The organism is Micromonospora haikouensis (assembly GCF_000876225.1).
In the GTDB taxonomy this organism is placed as follows: Bacteria; Actinomycetota; Actinomycetes; order Mycobacteriales; family Micromonosporaceae; genus Micromonospora; species Micromonospora haikouensis.
The window spans coordinates 195,117-219,232 of the sequence record NZ_JXSX01000002.1; the positions used below are offsets into that span (position 1 = coordinate 195,117).

Consider the following 24,116-nt stretch of genomic DNA (forward strand, 5'->3'; position numbering starts at 1 on the left):
GTTGTCCGTCTTGTGTTGGCAAGTTGTAGTCGACCTTTACATCGAACAACTCTCATCTCTACTGTGTGACGCACCGTTAGGCGTGTGATCACGGGGGGTTAGCCGATGGCTGGTTGGCGTACGCCTGCGTACATTTCGTGGGGCCGCTCAGAGATCTTCCGACGCTGGCTGGCAGGCGTGACCGCGACGGTTGTCGTAGGCACCGCCCTCGGTGTGCCGGCCACCCCCGTCGCAGCCGCGCCGGACAGGGGCGCGTGTGTCGAGGAGCAGCCGAACGGGATCGCGGCCCGGCGAATGGTGGCGACCTGTGGTCGGCGGGTGGAGATCCTCTCCGAGCGCACGGAATGGTCGCAGACGTTCGCCAACGTCGACGGCTCGCAGACGCTCGAACAGACCATTGAGCCCACCCGGGTGCGCAAGGGCGGGTCATGGGTGCCAGTGGACACGACGCTCAAGGCCACCGCAGGGGGTATCGCGCCCCGAGCCACGGTGCTGCCGATGGTCTTCTCTGCCAAGGGGGGCGACGGTCCGTTCGCCACGCTGCACGATGGGTCCCGTCGAATTGAAGTCTCCTGGCCGGGAAAGCTCCCCGTGCCGGTCGTGAACGGCTCCACGGCCACCTACCGGGGCGTCCTGCCCGACGTGGACCTCCAGGTGACAGCCCAGCCACTCGGCTTCTCGGAGGTGCTGGTCGTCAAGACCCGCGCGGCCGCCGCGAACCCTAAGCTGGCGACGCTGCGGTTCGGCGTGGAGACGAAGGGGGTCACGGTCGGTCCGACCTCCGGTGGGGGGCTCGCCGCCCGGGACAACAAGGGCGGCATCGTCTTCGCCGCCCCGGCTCCCCTGATGTGGGACTCGTCAGAGGCCGGGGATCCTGCGGGCGGAACTCCGGAGAAGGGCAAGGGGCAGGCTGCCGGCCCGGCGCACAAGCCGACGGTGGCCGAGGCCGGAGCCGCGGGTGCCAGGGCTGACGGTGCTGCGGCGGGCCGGGACGACCTACCTGAGGGTGCCCGACGGGCCGTGATGCCCGTACGGGTCGACGGCGGCACGATGACGCTGATCCCCGACAAGAGGATGCTGGCCGATCAGCGGGCCAAGCTGCCGATCTACATCGACCCGTCGTGGACCGGCGGGATCGCGAGCAACGCGTGGACGTCGGTGTGGAGCAAGTACAAGTCGAGCTCCTTCTGGCAGAACTCCACGGCGCTCTACAACGGCAAGACGGTCGGTTCTGCGGGCGCGGGGCGTACCGAGGACTGCTCGGGCTGCGCCGACCACATCATCCGGTCGTTGTTCCGGATGAACACCGCCAGGGTCGCGGGCACGCACATCCTCAGCGCCCAGTTCCGGGTGGAGCAGCGGTGGTCCTGGACGTGTAGCCCGAAGTCGAACGCGAAGCTGTGGATGACCGGGGCGATCTCGTCGGGCACCACGTGGAACAACCAGCCCACCTGGTACAGCTCCTACACCGCGCAGAGTGTCGGCAACCGCAAGTACGGCTCGGCCCACGGTTGCCTCGGCACCGGCACCATCGAGTTCAACGTGACCTCGATGGTGGCAAAGGCGGCGGCGAGCAAGTGGTCCACGCTGACGGTCGGACTGCGGGCGGTCGACGAGGGCACCAAGGACCAGTGGAAGCGGTTCAACCACGCCTCGCCGAAGCTGGCGATCACCTTCAACACCAACCCGAACGCGCTGTCGGACCTCCGGTCGCACAACAAGGACTGCGCGACGGGTGCCTCCCGGCCCTACGTGCTGAGCGCGACGCCGACCCTGGCCGCCAAGCAGTCCGACCCGGATGCCGGGCAGCAGTCCCTGACCACCTACTTCTACTGGTGGCCGGTCGGCGGCACCCGGAACGAGACGAACAAGGTCTCCCAGGCGACGGGCAATCCATCGCCGGTGTCGCAGGCGATTCCGTCGGGCAAGCTGACCGACGGCGCGAGCTACGTGTGGCAGGCCCGCACCTGGGACGGCTCGCACTACGGGCCGTGGTCCGGCACCTGTGAGTTCACCGTCGACACCACAGCGCCACCGCCGCCCACCAGCATCACGTCCACCGACTACACCAGCGACGGGGTGCCGCGCGGCGGCGTCGGCCTGTCCGGCACCTTCTCCCTCGCCGCGCCGACCGTCCGGCCGCACGAGGTCAGGGAGTACGCCTACAGCCTGGACTCGGGTGTATTGACGGCGGCGAAGACCGTGCCGGCGCGCACGACGGATTACGGTGCCTCGGTCACGTTCGCTCCGCAACACGACGGCATCAACACGCTCTATGTGTGGTCGAAGGACCACGCGGGCCGGTTCTCCTCCCCGGTGACGTACACCTTCAGCGTCCGTGCCGGTTCAGGCCCGGCCGGTGAGTGGACCTTCGAGGAGACCGGCACCACCGCCACCGACGTCTCCGGTCACGGCAACACCCTGACGCTCGGCACGTCCGCCACCCGGGTCGCGGGTCGCTCCGGCGTCGGCACGGCCCTGTCGCTGCCTGGAACCAGCGCGGCGACCAGGGCCGGCGTCATCAGCTATCCGCACCCGGACACCAACGCCTCCACCCCGGCCCGGACGGACACGAGCTTCACCGTCACGGCCTGGGTGAAGGTCAACTCGATCTCGGGCACCGGACTGCAGACCGTGATCAGCGCGAACGGCTCCCGCATGTCCGCCTATCACCTCGGCTACGCCGGCAGCAACCAACGCTGGCGGTTCACCATGGCCGCCGCCGACACCGACAACGCCGGGCTCTACACCGCGTTCTCCGACGCGGCACCCACCGCCGGCAAGTGGACTCACCTTGCCGGCGTGTACGACGGGTCGACGAAGAAGCTCACGCTCTACGTCAACGGTGTCGCCCAGGCCACCACCGCCACCCTCACCGGCGGCTTCAACGCCACCGCCGAGGTGGCGATCGGCAGGCGAATGTGGAACGGCGGTGCCGACGGCTACCTCACGGGCGCGGTCGACGACGTGCGGTTCTACAACTTCGTCGAGACGCCGGCCAACCTGGCGAAGCTGGCCGTGCCGCTGCCGCCCCAGGTCACCTTCCCCGACGGGACCGAGGTGAACTCCGGCGGAACGCTCGCCGTGACGTTCGACGCCGGTGGCGACACGAACGTCACGGCGTTCAACTACAGCGTCGACGGCACCGGGCTCAGTAGCACAGTGAACGCCACCGCGCCGGGCGGCACGGCGACCGTGACGATCAACGTCGGCGCGACCACCGGCACGCGGGTGGTCTATGCCGTCGCGGTCGACGGCAGCCGCCTCAGCGGCCTGGCACAGGGTGAGTTCACCGTGGCGGGTGGGGCAAGCATCTCCGGCACGGTATGGGACCCGAACTACCTGCCCCAGGCCGGAGCGGTCGTGCAGCTCCAGCCCGGCGGCTACCAGGCCACCTCCGGTGCCGACGGCAGTTACCTGCTGGAGAACCTTCCGGTCGGCACGTACACCCTCACCGCGACCTTCGGCGGCAGGTGCGGCCTCGGGGAGACCCTGCAGGTGCTCATCAATGGTCCAGGGATGACGCGGGAGATCTTCCTGGCGCCCCTGAGCGACGATCTGGGCACGACCTGCACCGAACAGACCACCGCCTTCAGCGCCGCGTCCACCACGCTGGCGCTGACCGGCGACGACGCGGTCGCCGCAGTGCCACTTCCCTTCGCCTTCCCGTTCTACGGCGGCGCCTACCGCAGCGCGTGGGTGGACACCAACGGTCTGCTGTCGTTCACCGACCCCGGCGGTTCCCACCCGTACACCGGGGGAGGTCAGCTGCCCGCGCCGGCAGAGCCGAACGCCGTGGTGGCCCCGTTCTGGGACGACCTGGTGGTCGACGCTTCCGCGAGCGTGCGTACGGCGACCACCGGCACCGGCAGCGGCCAGCGGTTCGTCGTCGAGTGGCGCAACGTGCACCGCAAGGGCAACACCGCCCAGCGGTTGTCGTTCGAGGCGATCCTCGCGCCGGACGGCACGGTGACCACCAACTACGACCAGCTCGACAACGCCGCGGAGAAGGGGGCGAACGCGATCGTCGGTATCGAGGCGGACGCGGGCGAGGACGGCCTGTCGTACTCGATCGGTGAGCCGGTGCTGGCCAGCACCAGGGCCATCAGCTTCGTCCGCCCGGACGTTGCGGGTGGGCTGGAGACGCACAACCTGTCCGGCGTGCTGACCGACGCGGCCGGCACCCCCGTCGTGGGTGCCACGGTCTCGCTCGACCCGACCGGCGTGAGCACCACTACCGGCGCTGGCGGGGCATACGCCTTCACCGGTCTGGTCGCGGACAGCTACACCGTGTCGGCGAAGCTCGCCGGTCGGTGCGGTGTCGCGGTCCGCGCCCAGGTGGAGCTCTCCGCCGACATCGTCCGCAACCTCCAACTCGGCCCCGACTACGGTGGCCTGGGCTACGCCTGCGCCACCGGCGCGTCCGGCTTCCAGGCGGCGTCCACGGTCCTCTCCCTGACCGGCGACGACGCCGCCACGTCGGTGACGCTGCCCTTCCCGGTGCAGTTCCACGGGCAGTCGTACACTACCGGCCGGGTGCACACGAACGGCCTGGTCAGCTTCGGCAGCGCCTCGGGTGAGCCCGACACGTGGGCCAACCCGACGATGCCGACGGCGACGGCCCCCAACGCCGTGGTCGCCCCGTTCTGGGACGACTTCGAGGTGGACGCGTCGGCCAGCGTGCGGACGCAGACCCTCGGCACGGCCCCAAACCGGTCGTACGTGGTCGAGTGGCGCAACGTCAACTTCCGCCCGCCGAGCACTGGCCGGCTGACCTTCGAAGTGATCTTCCACGAGGACGGGCGGATCGCGTTCCACTACGGTGCCATGTCGACCCCGGTCCAGCAGGGGGCGGGTGCGACCGTGGGCCTGGAGAACGGATCGGGAACGGTGGCCGCGCTCTATTCCTTCCAGGAGGCGGCGCTCACCGGCAACACCTCCATCACCTACACGCCGGCACCGACCGGCACCGTCAAGGGTGTCCTCACCACCGCCGTGACCGGGCAGCCGCTCGCGGGCGCCACGGTCAGCCTGAACCCGGGCAACCGCAGCGCCATCACCGCCGCCGACGGCAGCTACCAGTTCACCACCGTGCCGGTGGGCGAGTACGCGGTCGCCGCAGCCACCGGCGACAGCCGGTGCGCTGGCCAGTACGCCAAGGAGACTGTCAACCACCCCGGCGGCACCTCCGACGTGGACCTGTCGGTGATGGTCGATGGCGACGAGTTCGGCTACAAGTGCACCACCGGGGCGACGGCGTTCGTCCCCGGTGACGTGACGGAGAGCTGGACCGGAGACGAGACGGTGTGGCAGAAGAACCCGCCGTTCCCGGTGAAGCTCTACGGGGAGTCGTACACCTCGGCCTGGATCAGCGCCAACGGTCTGATCAGTTTCAAGGACCCGGCGTACTTCGGCTGGATCGGGTCCATCCCGGGCACCCTGCCGTCGCCGGCCGCCGAGGGCTCCCCGAACGCTGCCGTCTACGTCCACTGGGACGACTGGGTGGTCGACACGCAGGCGGCGATCGCCACCAAGATCAGCGGCACCGCTCCCAACCGGCAGTGGGTCGTGGAGTGGCGCAACGTCCACGCCTACGGCGACACCAACACCCGCGCCACCTTCGAGGTGATCTTCAGCGAGGGCGGCGACGTCACCCTGGCCTACAGCGGCATCGATCCCACCAAGCCGATTGAGCGGGGCGGCGAGGCCACCGTCGGTATCGAGAACGCCGACGGGTCCATCGGTTTCCAGTACCTGCACCGGGAGAACTGGCTGGCCAGTGGCCAGGGGGTGACGTTCAAGCCCAACCCGCCGGGCCTGGGCAGCGTCACCGGCACGATCACCTGCCAGGGCACCCCCGTCGCCGGGGCGAGCGTCGCGGTTGCCAGCGCGACGGCGACGACCGCAGCGGACGGCACCTACCAGGTCACCGCCGTGCCGGCCGGATCCTGGGCGGCGATCGCCACCGTGCCCAGCGGCACCTGCAAGGGCTCCGACGTGCGGCAGGTCGTGGTCGGGACAAGCACCCAGGCGACCGCCGACTTCGCCCGGGCAGCCACGCCCACCGGCGGTGGGTACACGCTGGCCGAGCAGGCCGTGGCGTACGTTCCCGCCAATACCACCGTGCTGCCGGTCACGGGGGACGACGCGTACACCTCGGTCGCCCTGCCCTTCCCCGTGAACCTTTACGGGCAGAGCTACAGCACCGGCTGGGTGGACAGCAACGGCGTGGTCAGCTTCGTCGACCCCGGCGAACCCTCCCCCGACGCCTGGCCGATCCCCTCGCCAGCCAGCCCCGAGGAGCCAAACGCCGCGCTCTACCCGCTCTGGCACGACTGGGTCGTCGACAGCAACGCCAGCGTCCGCACCGCTGTGCGCGGCAGCGCGCCCAACCGGCAGTTCGTCATCGAGTGGCGCAACGTCCACTCCTTTGAGGATCCCCTCACCCGGATCACCTTCCAGGCCATCCTCGACGAGGCGGGTGGCTACAGCTTCGCCTACACCGACAACGACGGAACCTTCCTCGAACGCGGCGGCGCCGCCACCGTCGGCATCGAGAACGCCGACGGCACTTCCGCGATCCAATACACACATCGCCAACCTGTCCTTCGCCCCGGGCTGGGGCTGAGGTTCGACCCGCTCACGCCATGACCCTGTTTCGACCGCGCCCAGCCCTTGAATCTCGGACCCTCCGGAGGCCCTCGGTGATGTCCAGCTTGCCCGCAGTCCCCGATCTCTCGCCGATGCGGTGGGCCCGTCGTCGTACGCTGCGCCGCTCCGGTGTCGCAGTGAGTGTTGCCGTCGTTATGCTGGCCACCCTGACGGGGATTCCAGCCCCAGTTGCGGAGGCCGCTGAGCCCACCAGGGCAGTAGCCAAGCCGGTGCCGACGGTGCCCGTGAGCGCGGTCAAAAGTCGATTGGACGACCAGACCAAGCATCCCCGGGCGGCGAGTGCGAAGCCGGCACCGGTGTGGCCGGCGGGGGGCACGGCCGTGGTCGACCTGACGTCTGGGCAGCCCGGCAAGTCGGTCCCCGCGGGCGGTTCGCCGGTACAGCTCAGGCCAGCATCTGGGACGGGTCGCTCGGCTGCGACTGATCCGCAGCGGGTGCGGCTGGAGGTCCTGGACCGGGCGGCAACACATCGTGCTCAGGTACGGGGGGTGTTGCTGTCGATCGACCGCGCGGACGGAGCGGCCGGTGCCGGTCGGGTCGACCTCACGGTGGACTACCGTTCCTTCGCCACCGCGTATGGGGCTGACTGGTCGAGTCGGTTGCGACTGGTGTCACTGCCGGCGTGCGCACTGCGTACGCCGGAGAAGAGGCAGTGCACGGGAACGCCGCTGCCGTCCCGCAACGATCTCGCCGCCCGTACGGTGACAGCTACCGTGCCGGTGAACGCGGTCACCAGCCTGATCGCGGTGACGGCTGCCCCGTCCGGGCCCGCCGGGGACTATTCGGCCACGCCGCTGCAGCCGTCATCGACATGGTCGGCGGGCGGCAACTCGGGTGCCTTCACCTGGTCGTACCCGATGCGGGTGCCCCCGGCACCGGGCGGGCCCGCGCCGCAGGTGGAACTGGCCTATTCGTCCCAGTCGGTCGACGGCCGACACGCGGCGTCGAACAACCAGCCGTCGTGGGTGGGTGAGGGCTTCGAGGCCTGGCCCGGGGGTCACATCGAGCGCCGCTACCGGGCCTGCGCCGAGGACATGGACGGCTCGGCGAACAATGACCTGAAGACCGGCGACCAGTGCTGGGAGACCGACAACGCCACGCTGTCGCTCAACGGCCACTCCGGTGAGCTGATCTACAACTCGTCGGAAGACCGGTGGCACCTGCGTAACGACGACGGGTCCCGGGTCGAGCGCAAGACCGGGGCGGCCAACGGGGACAACGACGGCGAATACTGGGTGGTCACCACCACCGACGGCAAACAGTACTGGTTCGGCGCCCAGCGTCTGCCCGGCTGGGCATCGGGCGATCCGGTGACCAACTCGACGTGGACCATGCCGGTGTTCGGCAACGACCCGGGGGAACCGTGTCACGCGACCGCGTACGCCGACTCCGACTGCGTGCAGGCGTGGCGGTGGAACCTGGACTACGTCGTGGATCTACACGGCAACTCGGCCTCGTACTGGTACGTCAAGGAGAGCAACAAGTACGGCCGCAACCGGGACGCGGACGACGACGCCAGCTACGACCGGGGTGGCTGGCTGGACCGGATCGACTACGGCACCCGGAGAGACAGCGGCGTCGAATCGGTCCTCGACTCGCCGGCTCCGCTGCGGGTCGACTTCGCCGTCGCGGACCGGTGCCTGAGCGGCTGCGCCACGCACGACGAGGCCCACTGGCCGGACACGCCGTGGGACAGCGAATGCACCGGCACCTCCTGCACGGACAACTTCGCCCCGACGTTCTGGACGACCAAGCGGCTCGCCTCCATCACCACGCAGGTACGCGACGGCAGCAGCTATCGCGACGTCGAGCGATGGACCCTCACTCACACCTTCCCCGACCCCGGCGACGGTACCCGCGCCGGACTGTGGCTCGACCGGATCTCCCATGCTGGCCTGGTCGGTGCCACCACCACCGTGCCGGACATCGAGTTCACTTCGGTTCAACTGTCCAACCGGGTCGACACGGAGGACTTCGCTGCGGCGATGAACTGGATGCGGATCACGAAGATCCGCACCGAGTCGGGTGGCACCACGAGTGTCACTTATTCGGCGCCGGACTGCGTCGCCGGACAGACGCCCACGCCGCATACGAACACCCGCCGCTGCTACCCGGTGATCTGGACCCCAGAGGGCTATCAGAACCCGGTGACGGACTGGTTCCACAAGTATGTGGTCACCACGATCTTCGAGAACAACAACACCGGCGGGGTTCCACCACAGGGCAGCCCGCGCGTCGCCTACTCGTACAGCTACCTCGACGGCGCGGCGTGGCACTACAACGACGACGACGGGATCATTGACAGCAAGCGCAAGACCTGGTCGGACTTTCGCGGTTACGGCCGGGTCGGAGTGACCGTCGGCGACCCCGGCGAACAGACCTATTCCGAGACCCGCTACTTCCGGGGCATGAACGGCGACCGGGCAACGCCGACGGGCGGCACCAAGTCGGTCACCGTCGACGGGATCGCCGACGAGGACTGGTACGCCGGCACGGTCCGGGAGTCCAAGACGTTCAACGGGCCGGGTGGCCCGGTGGTGTCCCGGGGGACCAGTGATCCGTGGGCGTCCGCTGCGACCGCCACCCGGACGGTCAACGGGGACACCGTCACCGCCCGGTTTACCAGGATCGGCACGAGCCGCAGCTACACGATGCTGGACGCGGGCCGTGGGGAGCGGGTAACCAGGACGACCACCAGCTTCGACGCGTACGGGATGCCCGTCAGCGTGGACGACTTTGGTGACGACAACATCGCCGGCGATGAGCAGTGCGCCAAGACGGACTACACGCCGCGTAACGTCAGCGTCTGGTTGATGGACCGGGTCCACCGGGTGCAGAGCTACGCGGTGAAGTGCGCCGATGCCGTCACCCCCACCTCGCTGGGCGAGGGCGACGTCATCGGCGAGACCCGGACCTCATATGACGGTAACGCGTTCGAGGCGACACCCAGCCGGGGCCTGACCACGCGTACTGAGGTGATGGCGGCCTGGAACGCGGGCGCGCCGACCTTCACCACCGTCGCCCAAGCCGGGTACGACACGCAGGGCCGGGTCGTCTCCTCGCGTAACGCGATGAACTACGAGACGAAGACCGCGTACACCCCAGCCAGCGGTGGACCGGTCACGGCGACGACCGTGACCAACCCCTTGCTGCACGTGGCAGCCACGACGCTTGAGCCGGCTTGGGGCACGGCGACGGCGACGGTCGACGCGAACGGCAAGCGCACTGACCTGTCCCACGACGGGCTGGGTCGGCTCACCTCCGTGTGGCTGCCGGGTCGGACGAAAGGCACCGACAGCGCCGACATGACCTTCGCCTACCAGGTCCGCAACGACGCCGCCACCGTCGTCACGACCGCCCGGCTGAACGCTCAGGGCAACTACGTCACCACCTACGCCTTCTACGACGGCCTGCTGCGGCCCCGGCAGACCCAGGCTCCGTCGCCGTCCGGCGGTCGCCTGCTTACCGACACGTTCTACGACACCGCCGGGCGGCAGGCGAAGACGTTCGACCCGTACCATGCCGCCGGCACGCCGGGCACCACACTGGTGACCGCGACGGAGCAGGCCTTTGTGCCCACCCAGGCCAGGACCGTCTACGACGGTGCCGGCCGCGCCACCGCATCGATCTTCCAGCCCTACGACACCGAGCGCTGGCGGACCAGCACCTACTACGCTGGTGACCGGACCGACGTCACACCACCGGCTGGCGGCACCGCCACCTCCACCGTCACCGACGCCCGAGGCCGCACCGTCCAGATCCGCCAGTACCAAGGCGCAACGCCGACCCCGGGCGCGGCCGGCAGTTGGGACACCGCCACCTACACCTACAACCGCAAGGGCCAACTGGTGGCCTTCGCTGACCCGGCGGGCAACGACTGGACCCACACCTACGACATCCGGGGCCGGCAGACGACCACAGACGACCCTGACAAGGGCACCACCACGTTCACCTACGACAACGCCAGCCGCATAACCGCCACCGAAGACGCCCGCGGTCAGAAACTCGCCTACCGGCTCGACCCGCTCGACCGTAAGCGGGAGGTCTACGAAGGCCAGATCGGCGGCACCCTGCGGGCCCAGTGGGGGTACGACACCCTCGCCAAGGGCCAGCTCACCTTCAGCACCCGCTTTGTTGGCAACGCCGCGTACCAGTTGAAGGTCACCGGCTATACGGACAGCTATCAACCCACAGGCACTCAGTTCATCATCCCAACGTCCGAGACCGGGCTCGGCGGCACCTACAACTTCTTCAACGGGTGGAACCGTGACGGCTCGCTGGCCTCGACCAGTCTTCCGTCCACCAACATCGACTTGCCCGCCGAAACCCTTCAGTACGGCTACAGCGACCTCGGCCTGCCCACGACCCTCGGCACGCTCTACGGGTCGGACAACCTGTCCTACGTCGAAGGCACCGACTACAACGCCCTCGGCCAGGCCAGCCAGTACCACCTGTACTCCGGCAGCGGAGGACGCGTCCAACAGGCGTTCACCCGGGAACTGGAGACCGGCCGGCTCACCGGAATCCGCACCGACCGGGACTCGACCACCCCGTACACCCTCGCCGATGTCCGATACACCTACGACGCGGCTGGCAACATCGTCAAGGCCCAGGACGTTGTACCTGTCCCGGTCGATGACACCCAGTGCTTCGGCTACGACTATCTCCGCCGGCTCACCCAGGCATGGACCCCCTCCTCCGGGGACTGCGCCACCACTCCGACCGTCGCCGCCCTTGGCGGCCCAGCGCCCTATTGGCACAGCTGGACCTTCGACACCATCGGCAACCGGCTGACCCAGACCCAGCACACCAGCGCCGGGAATGCCACCACCACCTACGCCTATCCCACCGCAGGCAGCCCGCAGCCGCACGCCCTTACCGCCACCAGCGGCGCGCACACTGGCTCCTACACCTACGACCAGACCGGCAACACTCTCACCCGCCCCACCAGCTCTTCGGGAGCCCAGACCCTGAGCTGGGACGCTGAAGGCCACCTGGACACCTCCACAGACACCACTGGGACGACCAGGTACATCTACGACGCCGACGGCAACCGGCTGATCCGCCGCGACCCCACCGGTTCCACCCTCTACCTACCTGGCCAGGAACTCCGCTACACCACCGCCACCGGCACCGTCGCGTGCACCCGCTACTACACCCATGGGGGCGCCACGATCGCCTCCCGCACCCTCACCGGACTGAACTGGCTGTCCAGCGACCACCAGGGCACCGCCCAGGTCAGCGTGGCCGCCATATCACAGCAGGCGACCGTCCGCCGGCAGTTGCCCTACGGTCAGGACCGCGGCACCACCGCCGCCTGGCCCAACGACAAGGGCTTTGTCGGCGGCACCGCCGACACCACCGGCCTCACCCACCTCGGCGTCCGCGAATACGACCCCACTATCGGCAGATTCGTCAGCATCGATCCTCTTCAGGACCTGACCGATCCCCAGCAGTGGCACGGCTACGCCTACGCCAACAACTCACCGGCGACGTCCAGCGACCCAACCGGTCTGATCTGGATCAACGACGGTGGCGGCTCCTATGTCCCGCCCTCAGCAACGCCGTCGCCCACACCCGCGCCGGGCGGAGGCGGCTCCAGCGGTGGCGGATCCTCCACGCCGAGGGTGACCCCGTCGCCCTCGCCTGGGAGGACACCCATCCCTGTCGCGTGCATCCCCGAAGAGTTGTGCAAGGACCCGATGATCGAAGCTGTCGTCGGATTCGTGCCCTTCTCCGACGCGCCTGATTGTTTGCAAGGCGACGAGCTGGCCTGCGGCTTCACTGCACTGGACGCGGTACCGGGCGGAAAAATCGCACATGGTATTGGCGCTCTCGGATCTGCGCTCATCACCGCACGACGGCTGGCCAAGTATGCCGACGATGCTGCTGCGGGCCGTGGTCTGTGGGATTTACCCTTCAGGCAGCGGGGTTATCAGCTCGAAAAGCGCATCATGGACGAGATGGGGCTAAAGGGAATGCCCGCTCCCAACAATCCAACCATTGATGCCTTCGATCCTGTGACCGGTACTGCGACGAGCATCAAAACCAAGGCTTTGCATGAAGGCTTCTATAACGGAAAAGCGCTTCAGACGGAGTTGCGGAGAGATGTCCGGAAGTTGGAAAGGTATGAGGGTAAAACGTTCGGTGATGCCGTCATCAATAAGGATGACATTCGGCATAGGCAGCTGATTGTCGGCATTCCTTCCGGCACGGTTTCAAATGAACAGTATGCTGCGATGGTGGACGGCTATCGTTACGGGTTGAAGCGTCAGGTGGACGTGATATACGTAATCGTTAAATGAGTGGTTGGGTCGGCGGTCGTCCGCGCTGTCGATAGCGTCCTGTCGGAATCGGCGTATTTCCTTTGCGGCGCGACGCAGCCCCGGCCGGTGGCAACCCAAGGGTCGCCACCGGCCGGGGCTGTCGGTAACCCTTCTGTCCTGTATCCTGCGCTTCTCGTGGCATGGGAGCTGATTTCGGGGAGGAAGTATGGGGTACGAGCTACACATCAGTCGAGCTGAGGAATACTATGATAGCGAAGAGCACCCGATCGCCCTTGTCGAGTGGCTGACCTATGCGGAGAGTAACTCTGCGCTCAGGGTGGGTGGATGGCTCGGCTGGGATGAGGAGCGCCAGCCCATCTACGAACACGTCTGCACGGACGGCAGTTTGGTTTCGCTGACTTGGTTCGAGGGCGCTATTGAGATCAAGGGGAACTTCGACGGCGACCCTTACCGTGAGTTCGGAAGCATCGCCGAAGGCTTGCAGGCCAACCTTCAAGGCGACGACGGCGAGCGGTATACAGCGAGCGGTGTCCTCCCCCCTGCCCGATAGATATAGAGTCAGCGCTGGGAGCAGGGGCGGGGCGTGTCAGTGGTGCTAAAAGACTAGCTGGGGCGGGGCTTTCTGGGTTGCCGAGGATTCATACCCGCGTTTGGTGGGTTGGAATGATGGGTCTGAGTTTTCTCGGCGAAAACGCGATATTTTAATCGTGGGCAGAAGGGAAGTTAATCGTGAGTCTGGATGGGTTCCAGGCCGTCAGATCGGAGGTATTCCTTCCTGGTCGGAATTCGCTCTTTTTGCTTTGTTGGCGATTTATTCGGCAGCCACGATCGGCTTGTTAACAGGGTAGGCAACGCGAAAGGGGCGCCGGGCGTGAGCCCGGCGCCCCTTCGGCGTACGGCGTGGGTCAGCTCGGGTCGATGAAGATGTTGTAGTACGCCGGGCCGGAGACGACGCCCGCCGCCGTGCGGCTGCGCACCGTCAGGCTGTGGCCGTACGGCGAGTCCGCCGCCCAGCTCACCCGGGCCGTGCCATCCGCGCCGGCCGCGACGGTGGCCTCCGCCCCGTCGTCGAACGCGTACACGAACTCCGTGGTGCCCGGCAGCTGGGCGGTGAGCACGAACTCGCCGGTCTGCCCGACCACGGCACCGCCCTGCCAGCCGAACACGTCCGAGGTGACCAGCGGGCTCTGCGGGTCGACCCGGAACGAGTAGTACTGCGCGTCCGTGGTCACCCCGGCGGCCGTCCGCGCCCGCACCCGCAGCTCGACCCAGCCGCCGTACTCGTTGTCGTACGCCGACGGCGTCCACTCGACGCTGGCGGTGCCGTCCGCGTTCGCCGCCACGGTCCGCTCCGGCTCGTCGCGGAACTGGTAGACGTACGAGGTGACGCCGGTGACCGAGGGGTGCGGGGCGAAGGTGAAGGTGCCCGGCACGCCCGGCCCGCCGCCGGTCGTGTTGCGCGGGTACGCCTCGGACGCCACGGTCGGCGCGACCGAGGCGGGATAGAACGCCAGGCCGATCGGCTCGGACTCCACCCCGGCGCTGGTCCGGCTGAACACCTCGATCGTGTGGTACCCGGCGTCGGCCGGCGTGTACGACACGGTCGCCCTGCCGTCCGCGCCGGCCCGGACGGTCCGCTCCTCGCCGCGGCCGAACGTGTAGACGTACTCGGTGACGTCGGCCATCGCCGGGGCGAACGTGAAGCTGCCCTCGGTGCCGGCCGGCGCGCCCGGCGTCCCGTCGAACGGCCAGTCCTCCGAGGTGACGAACGGGGCGGTGCGCACGGAGAACGGGTATCCGGCGTCGCCGGAGAGCACGCCGTCGCGGGTGCGGCTGCGCACGTGCAGCGTGTTGTCGACCGCCGTCGGGGTGACGGTCACCGTGGCCGCCCCGGCGGCGTCCGCCGCCACGGTCCGCTCGGTGCCGCCGTTGAGCGACCACACGTACTCGACCACGTCCGTCATGTTCGGCGCGAACGTGAACTCGCGCGGCTGCCCGAGCCAGCCCTCGGGGTTGCCGTCGGTGACCGTCGGCGCGGTGTTGCGCACCCAGAACTCGTACCGGGTCTGCGGGGAGCGGTTGCCCGCTCGGTCCACGGCCTGCACGTTGAGCCAGTCCGGGCCGTACTCGTCGGGGGCGTAGCTGACCGTGGCGGTGCCGCCGGGGCCGGCGGCGACGTAGGTGGTGAGGCCCGAGCGGCCGTACCAGAATCCGACGACGTCGTCGGCCCCGGCGCTGGTGAAGGTGAAGTCACCGGCGATCCCCGGGCCGCCGTGGCCGGGGAAGCTCCGGTCGGACGGGTAGTCGGTGGAGACCACCGTGGGCGCGGGCGGGCGGGTGGTGTCGACGGTGAAGCGGCACTCCGGCGACCAGGCGGAGGCGGCGCGCTCGTCGGCGGCGCGGACCGCGAAGGCGTACGTGCCACCGTCGACCAGCAGGCCGCCGGGCACCGTGTACTGGATCGTGGCCGGGGCGTACCAGGCGGAGGAGGTCCACTCGGTGCGCTCGGCGGGGCGGTCCACCGGCCACCAGGCGAAGGTGGCCTGCACCCGGTCCCCGGCGGACGGCTCCAGCTTGTCCGGGTCGGTCACCTCGGCGGTGAGGACCGGCGTGGTGGTGCCGACCAGCAGCCCGTCGGCGCAGGTCCGGCCCGCGACGGTCAGATTGCCCGGCACGTCGGGCGCGGCGTTGGCCTCCAGCGAGACGCCCGGCTTCTTCATCCGTCGCCCGAAGTGCTTGTTGCCCTCGTCGTCGCCGGCGATCCGGGCCATCAGGGTGAGCGAGTCGCGGCCGTCGGCGACGGCCTGCCGGAACACCTCGGTGACGCCCAGCTCCAGGTAGCCGGCCGGGCAGGGCGCGGTGGGACCGACGTCGCCGACCTTCTCGCGTACGGCGGGTGCGGTGTTCCAGGTGGGCGGGGCGGCCGGGGTATCGGTGCGCCACAGCTCCAGCTCGCGCGGCTTCGTGCAGTCGGCGACCGTCGACTCCCCGGTGACGACCTGGGCGGTGATGATCTCCTTGCCCCGGTACGGGGTGAGGTCGAAGGTGAAGTAGGCCCGCGAGGTGTGCTTCACCCCGTCGGCCTGCCACGTGCCGACGGGCACGTCGGCGGCGGTGGTGGGGAAGGCGAGGGCGGGCTGCCGGGCGTCGGTGTAGCTGACGCTGGTGGGCAGGACGTACCGGGTCACGCCGGCACTGGCCGGCGCGGCGGTCACGGCCAGCGCGCCGGAGGCGGCGAGCAGGCCGGCGAGGCCGATGGTGGTCACGCGGCGCGGTGTGCGCCGCGGGCGTCCGGGACGAACGCCGGTGGAACCCCCGTTGAACTGCACGTCAGGCCCTTTCGTGGAAGGCAACGATTCCATGATCTTAATTACGTGACTGGCTCCGCGCCTTCGACTTTCGGCCCGCCCGTCCGCCTGGGCGGGCGATCATCTGCGGGGCGGCGACGGCCGGGGCAGGATGGTATGCGTGACGACTCCAGAGGCAGCGGGCTACCGGATCGAACGCGACTCGATGGGCGAGGTGGAGGTGCCCGCCGAGGCGCTGTGGCGGGCGCAGACCCAGCGCGCGGTGCAGAACTTCCCGATCTCCGGCCGGGGCATCGAGCCGGCGCAGATCAAGGCCCTGGCCCAGATCAAGGGCGCGGCGGCGCAGGTAAACGGCGAGCTGGGCGTGATCGACGCGGAGGTGGCCGCCGCGATCGCCACCGCCGCCGCACACGTGGCCGACGGCGGCTACGACGACCAGTTCCCCATCGACGTGTTCCAGACCGGCTCGGGGACCTCGTCCAACATGAACACGAACGAGGTCATCGCCACCCTGGCCAGCCGGGAGCTGGGCCGGGACGTGCACCCGAACGACGACGTCAACGCCTCGCAGTCCAGCAACGACGTCTTCCCGTCGTCCATCCACCTGGCGGCGACGCAGTTCATCGTCGAGGACCTGATCCCGTCCCTGACCCACCTCGCCGGTGCGCTGGAGACCAAGTCGGCCGAGTTCGAGACCGTGGTCAAGGCCGGCCGCACCCACCTGATGGACGCCACGCCCGTCACCCTCGGCCAGGAGTTCGGCGGGTACGCCGCCCAGGTCCGCTACGGCGTCGAGCGGCTGGAAGGGGCGCTGCCCCGGCTGGCCGAGCTGCCGCTGGGCGGCACCGCCGTCGGCACCGGCATCAACACGCCGCTCGGCTTCGCTGCGGCCGTGATCGCCAAGCTGCGCGAGTCCACCGGCCTGCCCCTGAGCGAGGCGCGCAACCACTTCGAGGCGCAGGGCGCACGGGACGCGCTGGTGGAGACGTCCGGGCAGCTCCGCACCATCGCCGTCGGCCTCTACAAGATCGCCAACGACATCCGGTGGATGGGCTCCGGCCCCCGCGCCGGCCTGCGCGAGCTGCGCATCCCCGACCTCCAGCCCGGCTCGTCGATCATGCCGGGCAAGGTGAACCCGGTGGTCGCCGAGGCCGTGCGGCAGGTCTGCGCCCAGGTGATCGGCAACGACGCGGCGGTCGGCTTCGCCGGGTCGCAGGGCGACTTCGAGCTGAACGTCATGCTCCCGGTGATGGCCCGCAACCTGCTGGAATCCATCAAGCTGCTGGCCGCGTCGAGTCGCCTGCTCGCCGACCGCTGCGTGGCCGGCCTGGTCGCGAACGCCGACGTCTGTCTCGCGTACGCCGAGGGCTCGCCGTCGATCGTCACCCCCCTCAACCGCCACCTCGGGTACGACGAGGCCGCCTCGATCGCCAAGGAGGCGCTGGCCAAGGAGATGGCGATCCGGGACGTGGTGATCGCCCGGGGGCACGTGGCCAACGGCAAGCTCACCGCCGAGCAGCTCGACGAGGCCCTCGACCTGCTCCGGATGACCCACCCCTGACGCTCGCCCGTCGGATCACGCCCGGTCCGCGTGCCCAGCCGTGCGCGTACTCCCTGCGGGGCGTGAGCCGGGCGACCGCGTACGGCCGGGGCGCGGCGCAGGCCCGGCGCAGCCGGAGCGGCCGAAGCGCCGCGTGCGGGGACGATCGGACGGCGAGCCAGGAAGTCCTCTACGGAGACCGCCAGCCCCGGGTCGTCGCGGTGGCCGACGAGCCCGAGAATCTGCGTCGTCTCCAGCGAGCCGGGGAAGCTACCCTCGGCGCGGCGTTGCCCCCGCAGGAGTCGATCGATCGGTTGAGGGAAGTGGCGGAGTCATGGAGTTGATGGGTGCCCATTGGCGGAAGAGCAGCCGCAGCGGGTCGAACGACCAGTGTGTGGAGGTGGCGACGGATCTTCCCGGGGTGGTCGGGGTGCGGGACAGCAAGGACCGTTCGAGGCCGGTGCTGACCATCGACGCGCACGCGTGGCGGGCCTTCGTCGCGGCGGTCCCCCGCTGACCGGCCACACGGTGCCCGGACCGGAGGTCCTGGACCGCCTCGCCCAGGAGCGGATCGTCTGGCTGTGCACGGTGCGGCCGAACGGTTCGCCGCACGTCACGCCGGTCTGGTTCCTGTTCCGAGGCGACGAGTGGTGGATCTGGACACAGGAGCGGAACCGCAAGGTCCGTAACATCGTCGTCGATCCCCGGGTGTCGCTGGCGCTGCCTGACGGCAAGTTCCCGGTCGTCGCCGAGGGCGCGGCCGTGATCGTGCGCCAGCCGTTCCCCGAGTGGGTCGACGACGGGTTCCGCCGCAAGTACGACTGGGACGTCACCGCCCCGGCCGGGCCCGCCGGGAAGAACGTCCTGATCCGGGTCCCCGTCACCCGCTGGCTGATGGCCGGCAGTGCCTCGTGACCCGGTCCGGCCGGTCCGGCTGGTTGATCGACTTCATGTCGGCGACGTGGCGGTATCCGACGGGTCGGGATACCGCCACCCGCCCGACATGATCTTCAGCGTGAAGGGGATGACGGGGATGACGGGGGTCGACGGGTCCGGGGCGGTCCTGCTGGAGACGGGGCGGCTGCGGCTGCGCCGGTTCACGGAGGCCGATGCCGACGCCCTGACGGAGCTGGACTCGGACCCGGAGGTCATGCGCTACCTGACCGGTGGCCGGCCCACCCCGGCCGACGTGGTCCGGGGCGAGCTGCTGCCCCGCCTCCTGGCCGGGTACGACCGGTGCCCCGGCCTGGGTCGGTGGGCCGCCGTCGACCGGGCGACGGGGACATTCCTGGGCTGGTTCGCCCTGGACGCCCCGGCGGCGGAGCCCTCGCCCGGGGCCGCCGCCCCGCAGGCAGGCGTGCGGCCCGAGGCAGGTCCCCCGGCGGCGGAGCCCGTGCCCGGGGCCGCCGCCCCGCAGGCAGGCCTGTGGCCCGGGGCGGGTGCCTCGAGAGCGGAGCCCGTGCCCGGGGCGGATGCCCCGCATGCAGGCCCCCTGCCCAGGCCGGCAGCGGGGGCAGCACCACCGGCGGCTGCACCACCGGCTGGGGCGCAACCGGCGGGGGCGCAACCGGCGGCGGCACCACCGGGGACGCAGGCCGAGTTGGGGTACCGGCTGCGGCGGGCGGCGTGGGGGCGCGGCCTGGCCACCGAGGGGTCCCGTGCCCTGCTCCGGTACGCGTTCGCCACCGTCGGCCTGGCCCGGGTGTGGGCGCAGACGATGGCGGTCAACACGCCCTCCCGACGGGTGATGGAGAAGGCCGGACTGCGGTACGTGCGCACGTTCCACCTCGACTGGGACGACCCGATCGAGGGCACCGAGCACGGCGAGGTCGAGTACGAGCTGCTCCGCGCGGAGTGGGCGACGCGCGAGGCCGGTTGATCGACGTCATGTCGGGCAGGTGGCGGTATCCGGCGGGTCGGGATACCACCACCCGCCCGACATGATGTTCAGCCCAGCGGGGATACCGCCACGTCGCCGACATGGCGGCGCGGCCCCGGGTCAGGACCGGGCGGCGGCCCGGCGGGCCCGGTAGGCGGTGACCGCCGCCCGGTTGCCGCACCCGGCGTCGCAGTACCGGCGGGACCGGTTCTTGGACAGGTCGACCAGCACGTTGTCGCAGTCCGGATGGTCGCACACGCGCAGCCGGCTCAGCTCGTCTCCGCGTACCAGGTCGGCGAGGGCCATCGCGGCCTCGACGGCCATCCGGGTGGGCAGCGGCGCGTCCCTGGGCACGGCGTGCAGGTGGTACGGCTCGTCGTCGTGGCGGATGAGCTGTGGCAACGCCCCGGCGTCGCGCAGCAGCGCGTTGACGGTGGTGACGACCTCGTCGGTGTCGGCGTACCAGATCCGGCGCAGCCGGAGGCGCAGGTCCCGGACGGCCCGCAGCTCCGCCTCGGTGCGTTCGTGCCGGCCGGTCCAGCCGTGCGTGGCGAGGAACGCGTCCAGGGCCGCCACGTCGGGCAGCGCCTCGCCGTGGCTGCCCCCGGTGTTGACCAGCGCGGCGGCGGCGATCAGCGCGGGCTCGGTGTCATGGGCGAAAAGCAACTTGACTCCTGTCGGCCGACCGACCTAGCGTCATGAGCATAAAGCTACTTGACTCATGACGTCCCGAGGAGAGTCGATGCGTCAACGACCCACCGGCGTCGGTCTCGGCCTGGCGCTGCTGTCGACCGTCACCTTCGCCACCTCGGGCACCTTCGCCCGTTCGCTGATCGAGGCCGGGTGGTCCGCGGAGGCCGTGGTGATCGCCCGGGTCGGCAGCGCGGCCGCCGTCCTCGCGGTGCCGGCGGTGCTGGCCCTGCGCGGCCGGTGGGACGTGCTGCGGCGCAACCTCGCCTCCGTGGGCGCGTTCGGGCTGCTCGCCGTCGCCCTGGCGCAGGCGTGCTTCTTCAACGCCGTGCGCTACCTCCCGGTCGGGGTGGCGCTGCTGCTGGAATACCTGGGCATCATCCTCGTGGTCGGCTGGATGTGGGCGGTCCACGGGCAGCGCCCGCGCCGGCTGACCGTGGCCGGGTCGGTGGCCGCGCTCGCCGGCCTCCCCGCCGTGCTGGACGTGACCGGCGGCGGTCGCCTCGACCCGGCCGGCGTGCTCTGGGGGCTGGGCGCGGCCGTCGGCCTCGCCGGCTACTTCGTGATCGCCGGGCGACTCGACGACGGCCTGCCGTCGGTGGCGATGGCCAGCGCAGGCATGGGCGTCGGTGCGGCGGCCCTGCTCGTGCTCGGCCTCGCCGGGGCGCTGCCGCTGCGGGCCACCTTCGGCGAGGTGACCTTCGCGGGGCAGCGCACGAGCTGGCTGGTGCCCATCGCCGGCCTCTCGCTGGTCGCGGCGGTCGTCGCGTACCTGACCGGGATCGCGGCGGCCCGGATCCTCGGGGCCCGGCTGTCGTCGTTCGTCGGGCTGACCGAGGTCATGTTCGCGGTGCTCGTCGCCTGGCTGGTGCTGGGCGAGCTGCCGACCGTGGTGCAGCTGCTCGGCGGCGCCCTGATCGTCGCCGGGGTCGCCCTGGTCCGCGTCGACGAACTGCGTGAGGCGCGGGCCCTCGGCCGGTCGCCCGCCCGCCCCGCCGAGCCCGCCCTCGCGGCCGAGGCATGACCATCCGCCATCGCGCCGTCCGGGCCGGCAGCCGGCACCCGGTCGGGGTCGGCCGGGCCCGTGCCGGCGCGCCCAGCTCGGGGGAACAGGGCCGACGTGGCCCGGGAGCCGGCTCGGTGGCACCCTTGCCGGCATGCTGACCCACGTCGTGTTCGACGCCGACGAGACCCTGCTCGACCTGCGCCCGGCGGTCACCGGCGGGCTGGTGGCCGTACTCGAGGAGATGCGGCGGCTGACCCCGGCGGCGGCCGAGGTCACCCTCGCGGACCTGGAGTCGGACTGGGGTGCGGTCTTCGGGGCGTTGAGCGCCGCGCCGGTCAACGAGATCCGGCGGGCCGCGCTGGCCCGGTCGCTGGCCCGGGCCGGCCTCGACGCGCACCTCGACGACCTCGCGGCGCTCTTCTTCGCCCGGCGCTTCGCGCTCACCCGGCCGTTCCCCGACGCGCTGCCCGCGCTCGCCGCCCTGCGCCCGCGCTACACCCTGGGTTACGCCACCAACGGCAACAGCCGCGCCGAACGCTGCGGGCTCACCGGCGAGTTCACCTTCGAGGTGTACGCGCACGAGAACGGCCTGCCGAAGAAGCCCGCCCCCGAGTTCTTCGCCGCCGTGGTCGAGGCCGCCGGGGTGCCCCCGCGTCAGATCGTGTACGTCGGCGACTCGCCGAGCCACGACGTCGTCGCGCCGCTGCGGGCCGGGATGCGGGCGGTGTGGCTCAACCGGGGTGGGCTGCCCCGCCCGGAGGGCGTGCCGGCCGACGCGGAGGTGTCCACGCTGGCCGCCCTGCCGGACGTGCTCGACCGGTACGCCCGGGTCGAACTGAGCGGCGCGTAGGCCGCCCGGCCGGCGGGCCGCGAGCCCGCCCCGCCGGCCGGCCCGTCGGCGCTGGATGACAGCGGGCCGACGAAAGCCTGATTGCCGTGTAATACGGACTCCCATCTAGCGGAACGCTCCCCGGTGGTATGGGATGGCTGCCACGTCCCTCAACGAGAGGATCTGATGTGGTGAGCAAGCGCTTCACCGCCGGTGCCGTCGCAACCGCAACGGCGTTGGCACTCACGGTGACCGGCGTGGTGGGCCCGGCCAATGCCGAGCCGACCGTGACCCGGGAGTTCACCGTCGTGGCGGAGTCCGGCGTCTCCGCCGACGCGGCGATCGCCGCGATCAAGGCCGCCGGTGGCACGGTCGTGTCCCGCACCGACGAGGTCGGCCTGTACCAGGTCACCAGCGACCGCGCCGACTTCGCCAGCCGGGCCGCCGCGAACGCCGCCCTGCTCGGCGCGGCCGAGAAGAAGGCCATCGGCCGCAAGCCGAAGCTCGACCGGGTCGAGCAGGAGAACCTCCTCGCCCAGGCCAAGGCCAAGGCGAAGGGCGCCCCCGCCAAGCGGGGCGCGAAGCTGGACCCGCTGGACGACAAGCTCTGGGGCCTGGGCATGATCCGGGCCGACAAGGCGCGCAAGGTGGAGCCGGGCGACCGCCGGGTCACCGTCGGCGTCCTCGACACCGGCCTCGACGCCAGCAACCCCGACCTGGCGGCGAACTTCAGCTGGTCACTGTCGCGCAACTTCGCCCCCGACATCCCCGAGGTCGACGGCCCGTGCGAGGTGGCGAGCTGCCTCGACCCGGTCGGCACCGACGACGGCGGGCACGGCACCCACGTCGCCGGGACCATCGGCGCCGCCGCCGACGGCTTCGGGCTCTCCGGCGTCGCCCCGAACGTGACCCTGGTCGAGCTCAAGGGCGGCCAGGACTCCGGCTACTTCTTCCTCGACCCGGTCGTCAACGCCCTGGTCCACGCCGGCAAGGCCGGCCTCGACGTGGTCAACATGTCGTTCTACGTCGACCCGTGGCTCTACAACTGCACGGCCAACCCGGCCGACTCGCCTGAGGCGCAGGCCGAGCAGCGGGCGACCATCGAGGCCATGACGCGGGCGCTCAACTACGCGCACCGCAAGGGCGTCACCCTGGTCGGCTCGCTCGGCAACAACCACGAGGACCTGGGCGCCCCGCGCACCGACTTCTCCAGCCCCGACTACGGCGCCGACCCGTACGAGCGGCCGATCGACAACGCGAGCTGCTGGGACTTCCCGGTGGAGGGCCCGCACGTGATCGGCGTGTCGGCGGTCGGCCCGTCCGGCAAGAAGGCCGACTACTCGAACTACGGCACCGAGCAGATCGCCGTGGCCGCGCCGGGCGGCTGGTTCCGCGACGGCTACGGCACCGACACCTACCGCCTCGACTCCAACATGATCCTCTCCGCGTACCCGAAGCACGTCCTCCAGGAGGAGGGCTCCGTCGACGAGAACGGCAACATCGTCGCCGGCTTCGAGGAGTCGGTGTTCAAGGAGTGCAAGGCCAACGGCGACTGCGGCTACTACACCTACCTGCAGGGCACCTCGATGGCGTCGCCGCACGTCAGCGGCGTCGCCGCGCTGATCGTCAGCAAGTACGGCAAGAAGGTCAAGGGCGGTCTGGGCATGGACCCGGACAAGGTGGAGCGGCAGCTCTACCGCACCGCCGCCGAGCGCGCCTGCCCGGAGCCCCGGCTGCAGACCTACACCAACGAGGGCCGTCCGGCCGAGTTCGACGCCTTCTGCGCCGGTAGCTCGACGTTCAACGGCTTCTACGGTCACGGCATCATCGACGCGTACGCCGCGGTGACGACCCGCATGTGACATCCCGGATCCTCTCCGGCTGGGCCCGGGCGACCACGGTCGC

11 protein-coding genes and 2 pseudogenes are annotated in these 24,116 nt (G+C 70.3%); 11 read left to right on the top strand and 2 right to left on the bottom strand.

Annotated features, from left to right (window positions below):
* The first annotated feature begins 177 nt into the window (after window positions 1-177).
* The 3 genes from TK50_RS17475 (at window position 178) to TK50_RS17485 (ending at window position 13,509) form a co-directional block, all read left to right on the top strand.
* Window positions 178-6,651 (top strand): carboxypeptidase regulatory-like domain-containing protein, encoded by a 6,474-nt coding sequence (locus tag TK50_RS17475; protein ID WP_241774046.1) that lies wholly within the window; start codon window positions 178-180, stop codon window positions 6,649-6,651.
* 509 nt (window positions 6,652-7,160) lie between these two features.
* On the top strand, window positions 7,161-12,977 hold the full coding sequence (locus TK50_RS17480) for an RHS repeat-associated core domain-containing protein (protein WP_338390905.1): 5,817 nt from the start codon (window positions 7,161-7,163) through the stop codon (window positions 12,975-12,977).
* A 187-nt stretch (window positions 12,978-13,164) separates the two neighbouring features.
* Window positions 13,165-13,509 (top strand): hypothetical protein, encoded by a 345-nt coding sequence (locus tag TK50_RS17485; RefSeq protein WP_043965094.1) that lies wholly within the window; start codon window positions 13,165-13,167, stop codon window positions 13,507-13,509.
* A 355-nt stretch (window positions 13,510-13,864) separates the two neighbouring features.
* Here the strand turns inward: TK50_RS17485 and TK50_RS32295 are convergent, their stop codons facing one another.
* The gene (locus tag TK50_RS32295; RefSeq protein WP_052503860.1) at window positions 13,865-16,225 is read right to left on the bottom strand and encodes a hypothetical protein; all 2,361 of its coding nucleotides are present in this window, start codon (window positions 16,223-16,225) and stop codon (window positions 13,865-13,867) included.
* Window positions 16,226-16,418: 193 nt separating this feature from the next.
* On the opposite strand from TK50_RS32295, the gene TK50_RS17495 reads away from it, so the two are divergent.
* The 5 genes and pseudogenes from TK50_RS17495 to TK50_RS33735 form a co-directional block, all read left to right on the top strand.
* Entirely contained in the window at window positions 16,419-17,828 is a 1,410-nt protein-coding gene (locus tag TK50_RS17495; protein ID WP_199486088.1) for a class II fumarate hydratase, read from the top strand.
* 313 nt (window positions 17,829-18,141) lie between these two features.
* Window positions 18,142-18,324, top strand: a complete 183-nt coding sequence (locus tag TK50_RS17505; protein ID WP_043965101.1) for a DUF397 domain-containing protein — start codon at window positions 18,142-18,144, stop codon at window positions 18,322-18,324.
* A gap of 11 nt (window positions 18,325-18,335) precedes the next feature.
* A complete protein-coding gene (locus TK50_RS17510) occupies window positions 18,336-18,722 on the top strand; it encodes a pyridoxamine 5'-phosphate oxidase family protein (protein WP_241774047.1) in 387 nt (128 codons plus the stop codon).
* Between the two features lie 118 nt (window positions 18,723-18,840).
* Window positions 18,841-19,119: pseudogene (locus TK50_RS17515) on the top strand (GNAT family N-acetyltransferase); the annotation flags it as partial.
* 270 nt (window positions 19,120-19,389) lie between these two features.
* Window positions 19,390-19,686, top strand: a pseudogene (locus TK50_RS33735) (GNAT family N-acetyltransferase); the annotation flags it as partial.
* A gap of 120 nt (window positions 19,687-19,806) precedes the next feature.
* Here the strand turns inward: TK50_RS33735 and TK50_RS17525 are convergent.
* A complete protein-coding gene (locus TK50_RS17525) occupies window positions 19,807-20,352 on the bottom strand; it encodes a CGNR zinc finger domain-containing protein (protein WP_043965103.1) in 546 nt (181 codons plus the stop codon).
* 76 nt (window positions 20,353-20,428) lie between these two features.
* Here TK50_RS17525 and TK50_RS17530 point away from each other — a divergent pair, with 76 nt between their 5' ends.
* The 3 genes from TK50_RS17530 (at window position 20,429) to TK50_RS17540 (ending at window position 24,073) form a co-directional block, all read left to right on the top strand.
* Window positions 20,429-21,400, top strand: coding sequence for an EamA family transporter (locus TK50_RS17530; RefSeq protein ID WP_043965105.1), 972 nt, complete (start codon window positions 20,429-20,431; stop codon window positions 21,398-21,400).
* Window positions 21,401-21,533: 133 nt separating this feature from the next.
* A complete protein-coding gene (locus tag TK50_RS17535; RefSeq protein WP_043965106.1) occupies window positions 21,534-22,232 on the top strand; it encodes an HAD family hydrolase in 699 nt (232 codons plus the stop codon).
* Between the two features lie 170 nt (window positions 22,233-22,402).
* Entirely contained in the window at window positions 22,403-24,073 is a 1,671-nt protein-coding gene (locus TK50_RS17540; RefSeq protein ID WP_043966427.1) for a S8 family serine peptidase, read from the top strand.
* The last annotated feature ends 43 nt before the right edge of the window (window positions 24,074-24,116 follow it).

What these genes read in the sequence shown, in the direction of transcription:
- TK50_RS17485 (WP_043965094.1), top strand. Translation starts at nt 13,165, where the DNA reads ATGGGGTACGAGCTACACATCAGTCGAGCTGAGGAATACTATGATAGC.
- TK50_RS17495 (WP_199486088.1), top strand. Translation starts at nt 16,419, where the DNA reads ATGGTATGCGTGACGACTCCAGAGGCAGCGGGCTACCGGATCGAACGC.
- TK50_RS17505 (WP_043965101.1), top strand. Translation starts at nt 18,142, where the DNA reads ATGGAGTTGATGGGTGCCCATTGGCGGAAGAGCAGCCGCAGCGGGTCG.
- TK50_RS17530 (WP_043965105.1), top strand. Translation starts at nt 20,429, where the DNA reads ATGCGTCAACGACCCACCGGCGTCGGTCTCGGCCTGGCGCTGCTGTCG.
- TK50_RS17535 (WP_043965106.1), top strand. Translation starts at nt 21,534, where the DNA reads ATGCTGACCCACGTCGTGTTCGACGCCGACGAGACCCTGCTCGACCTG.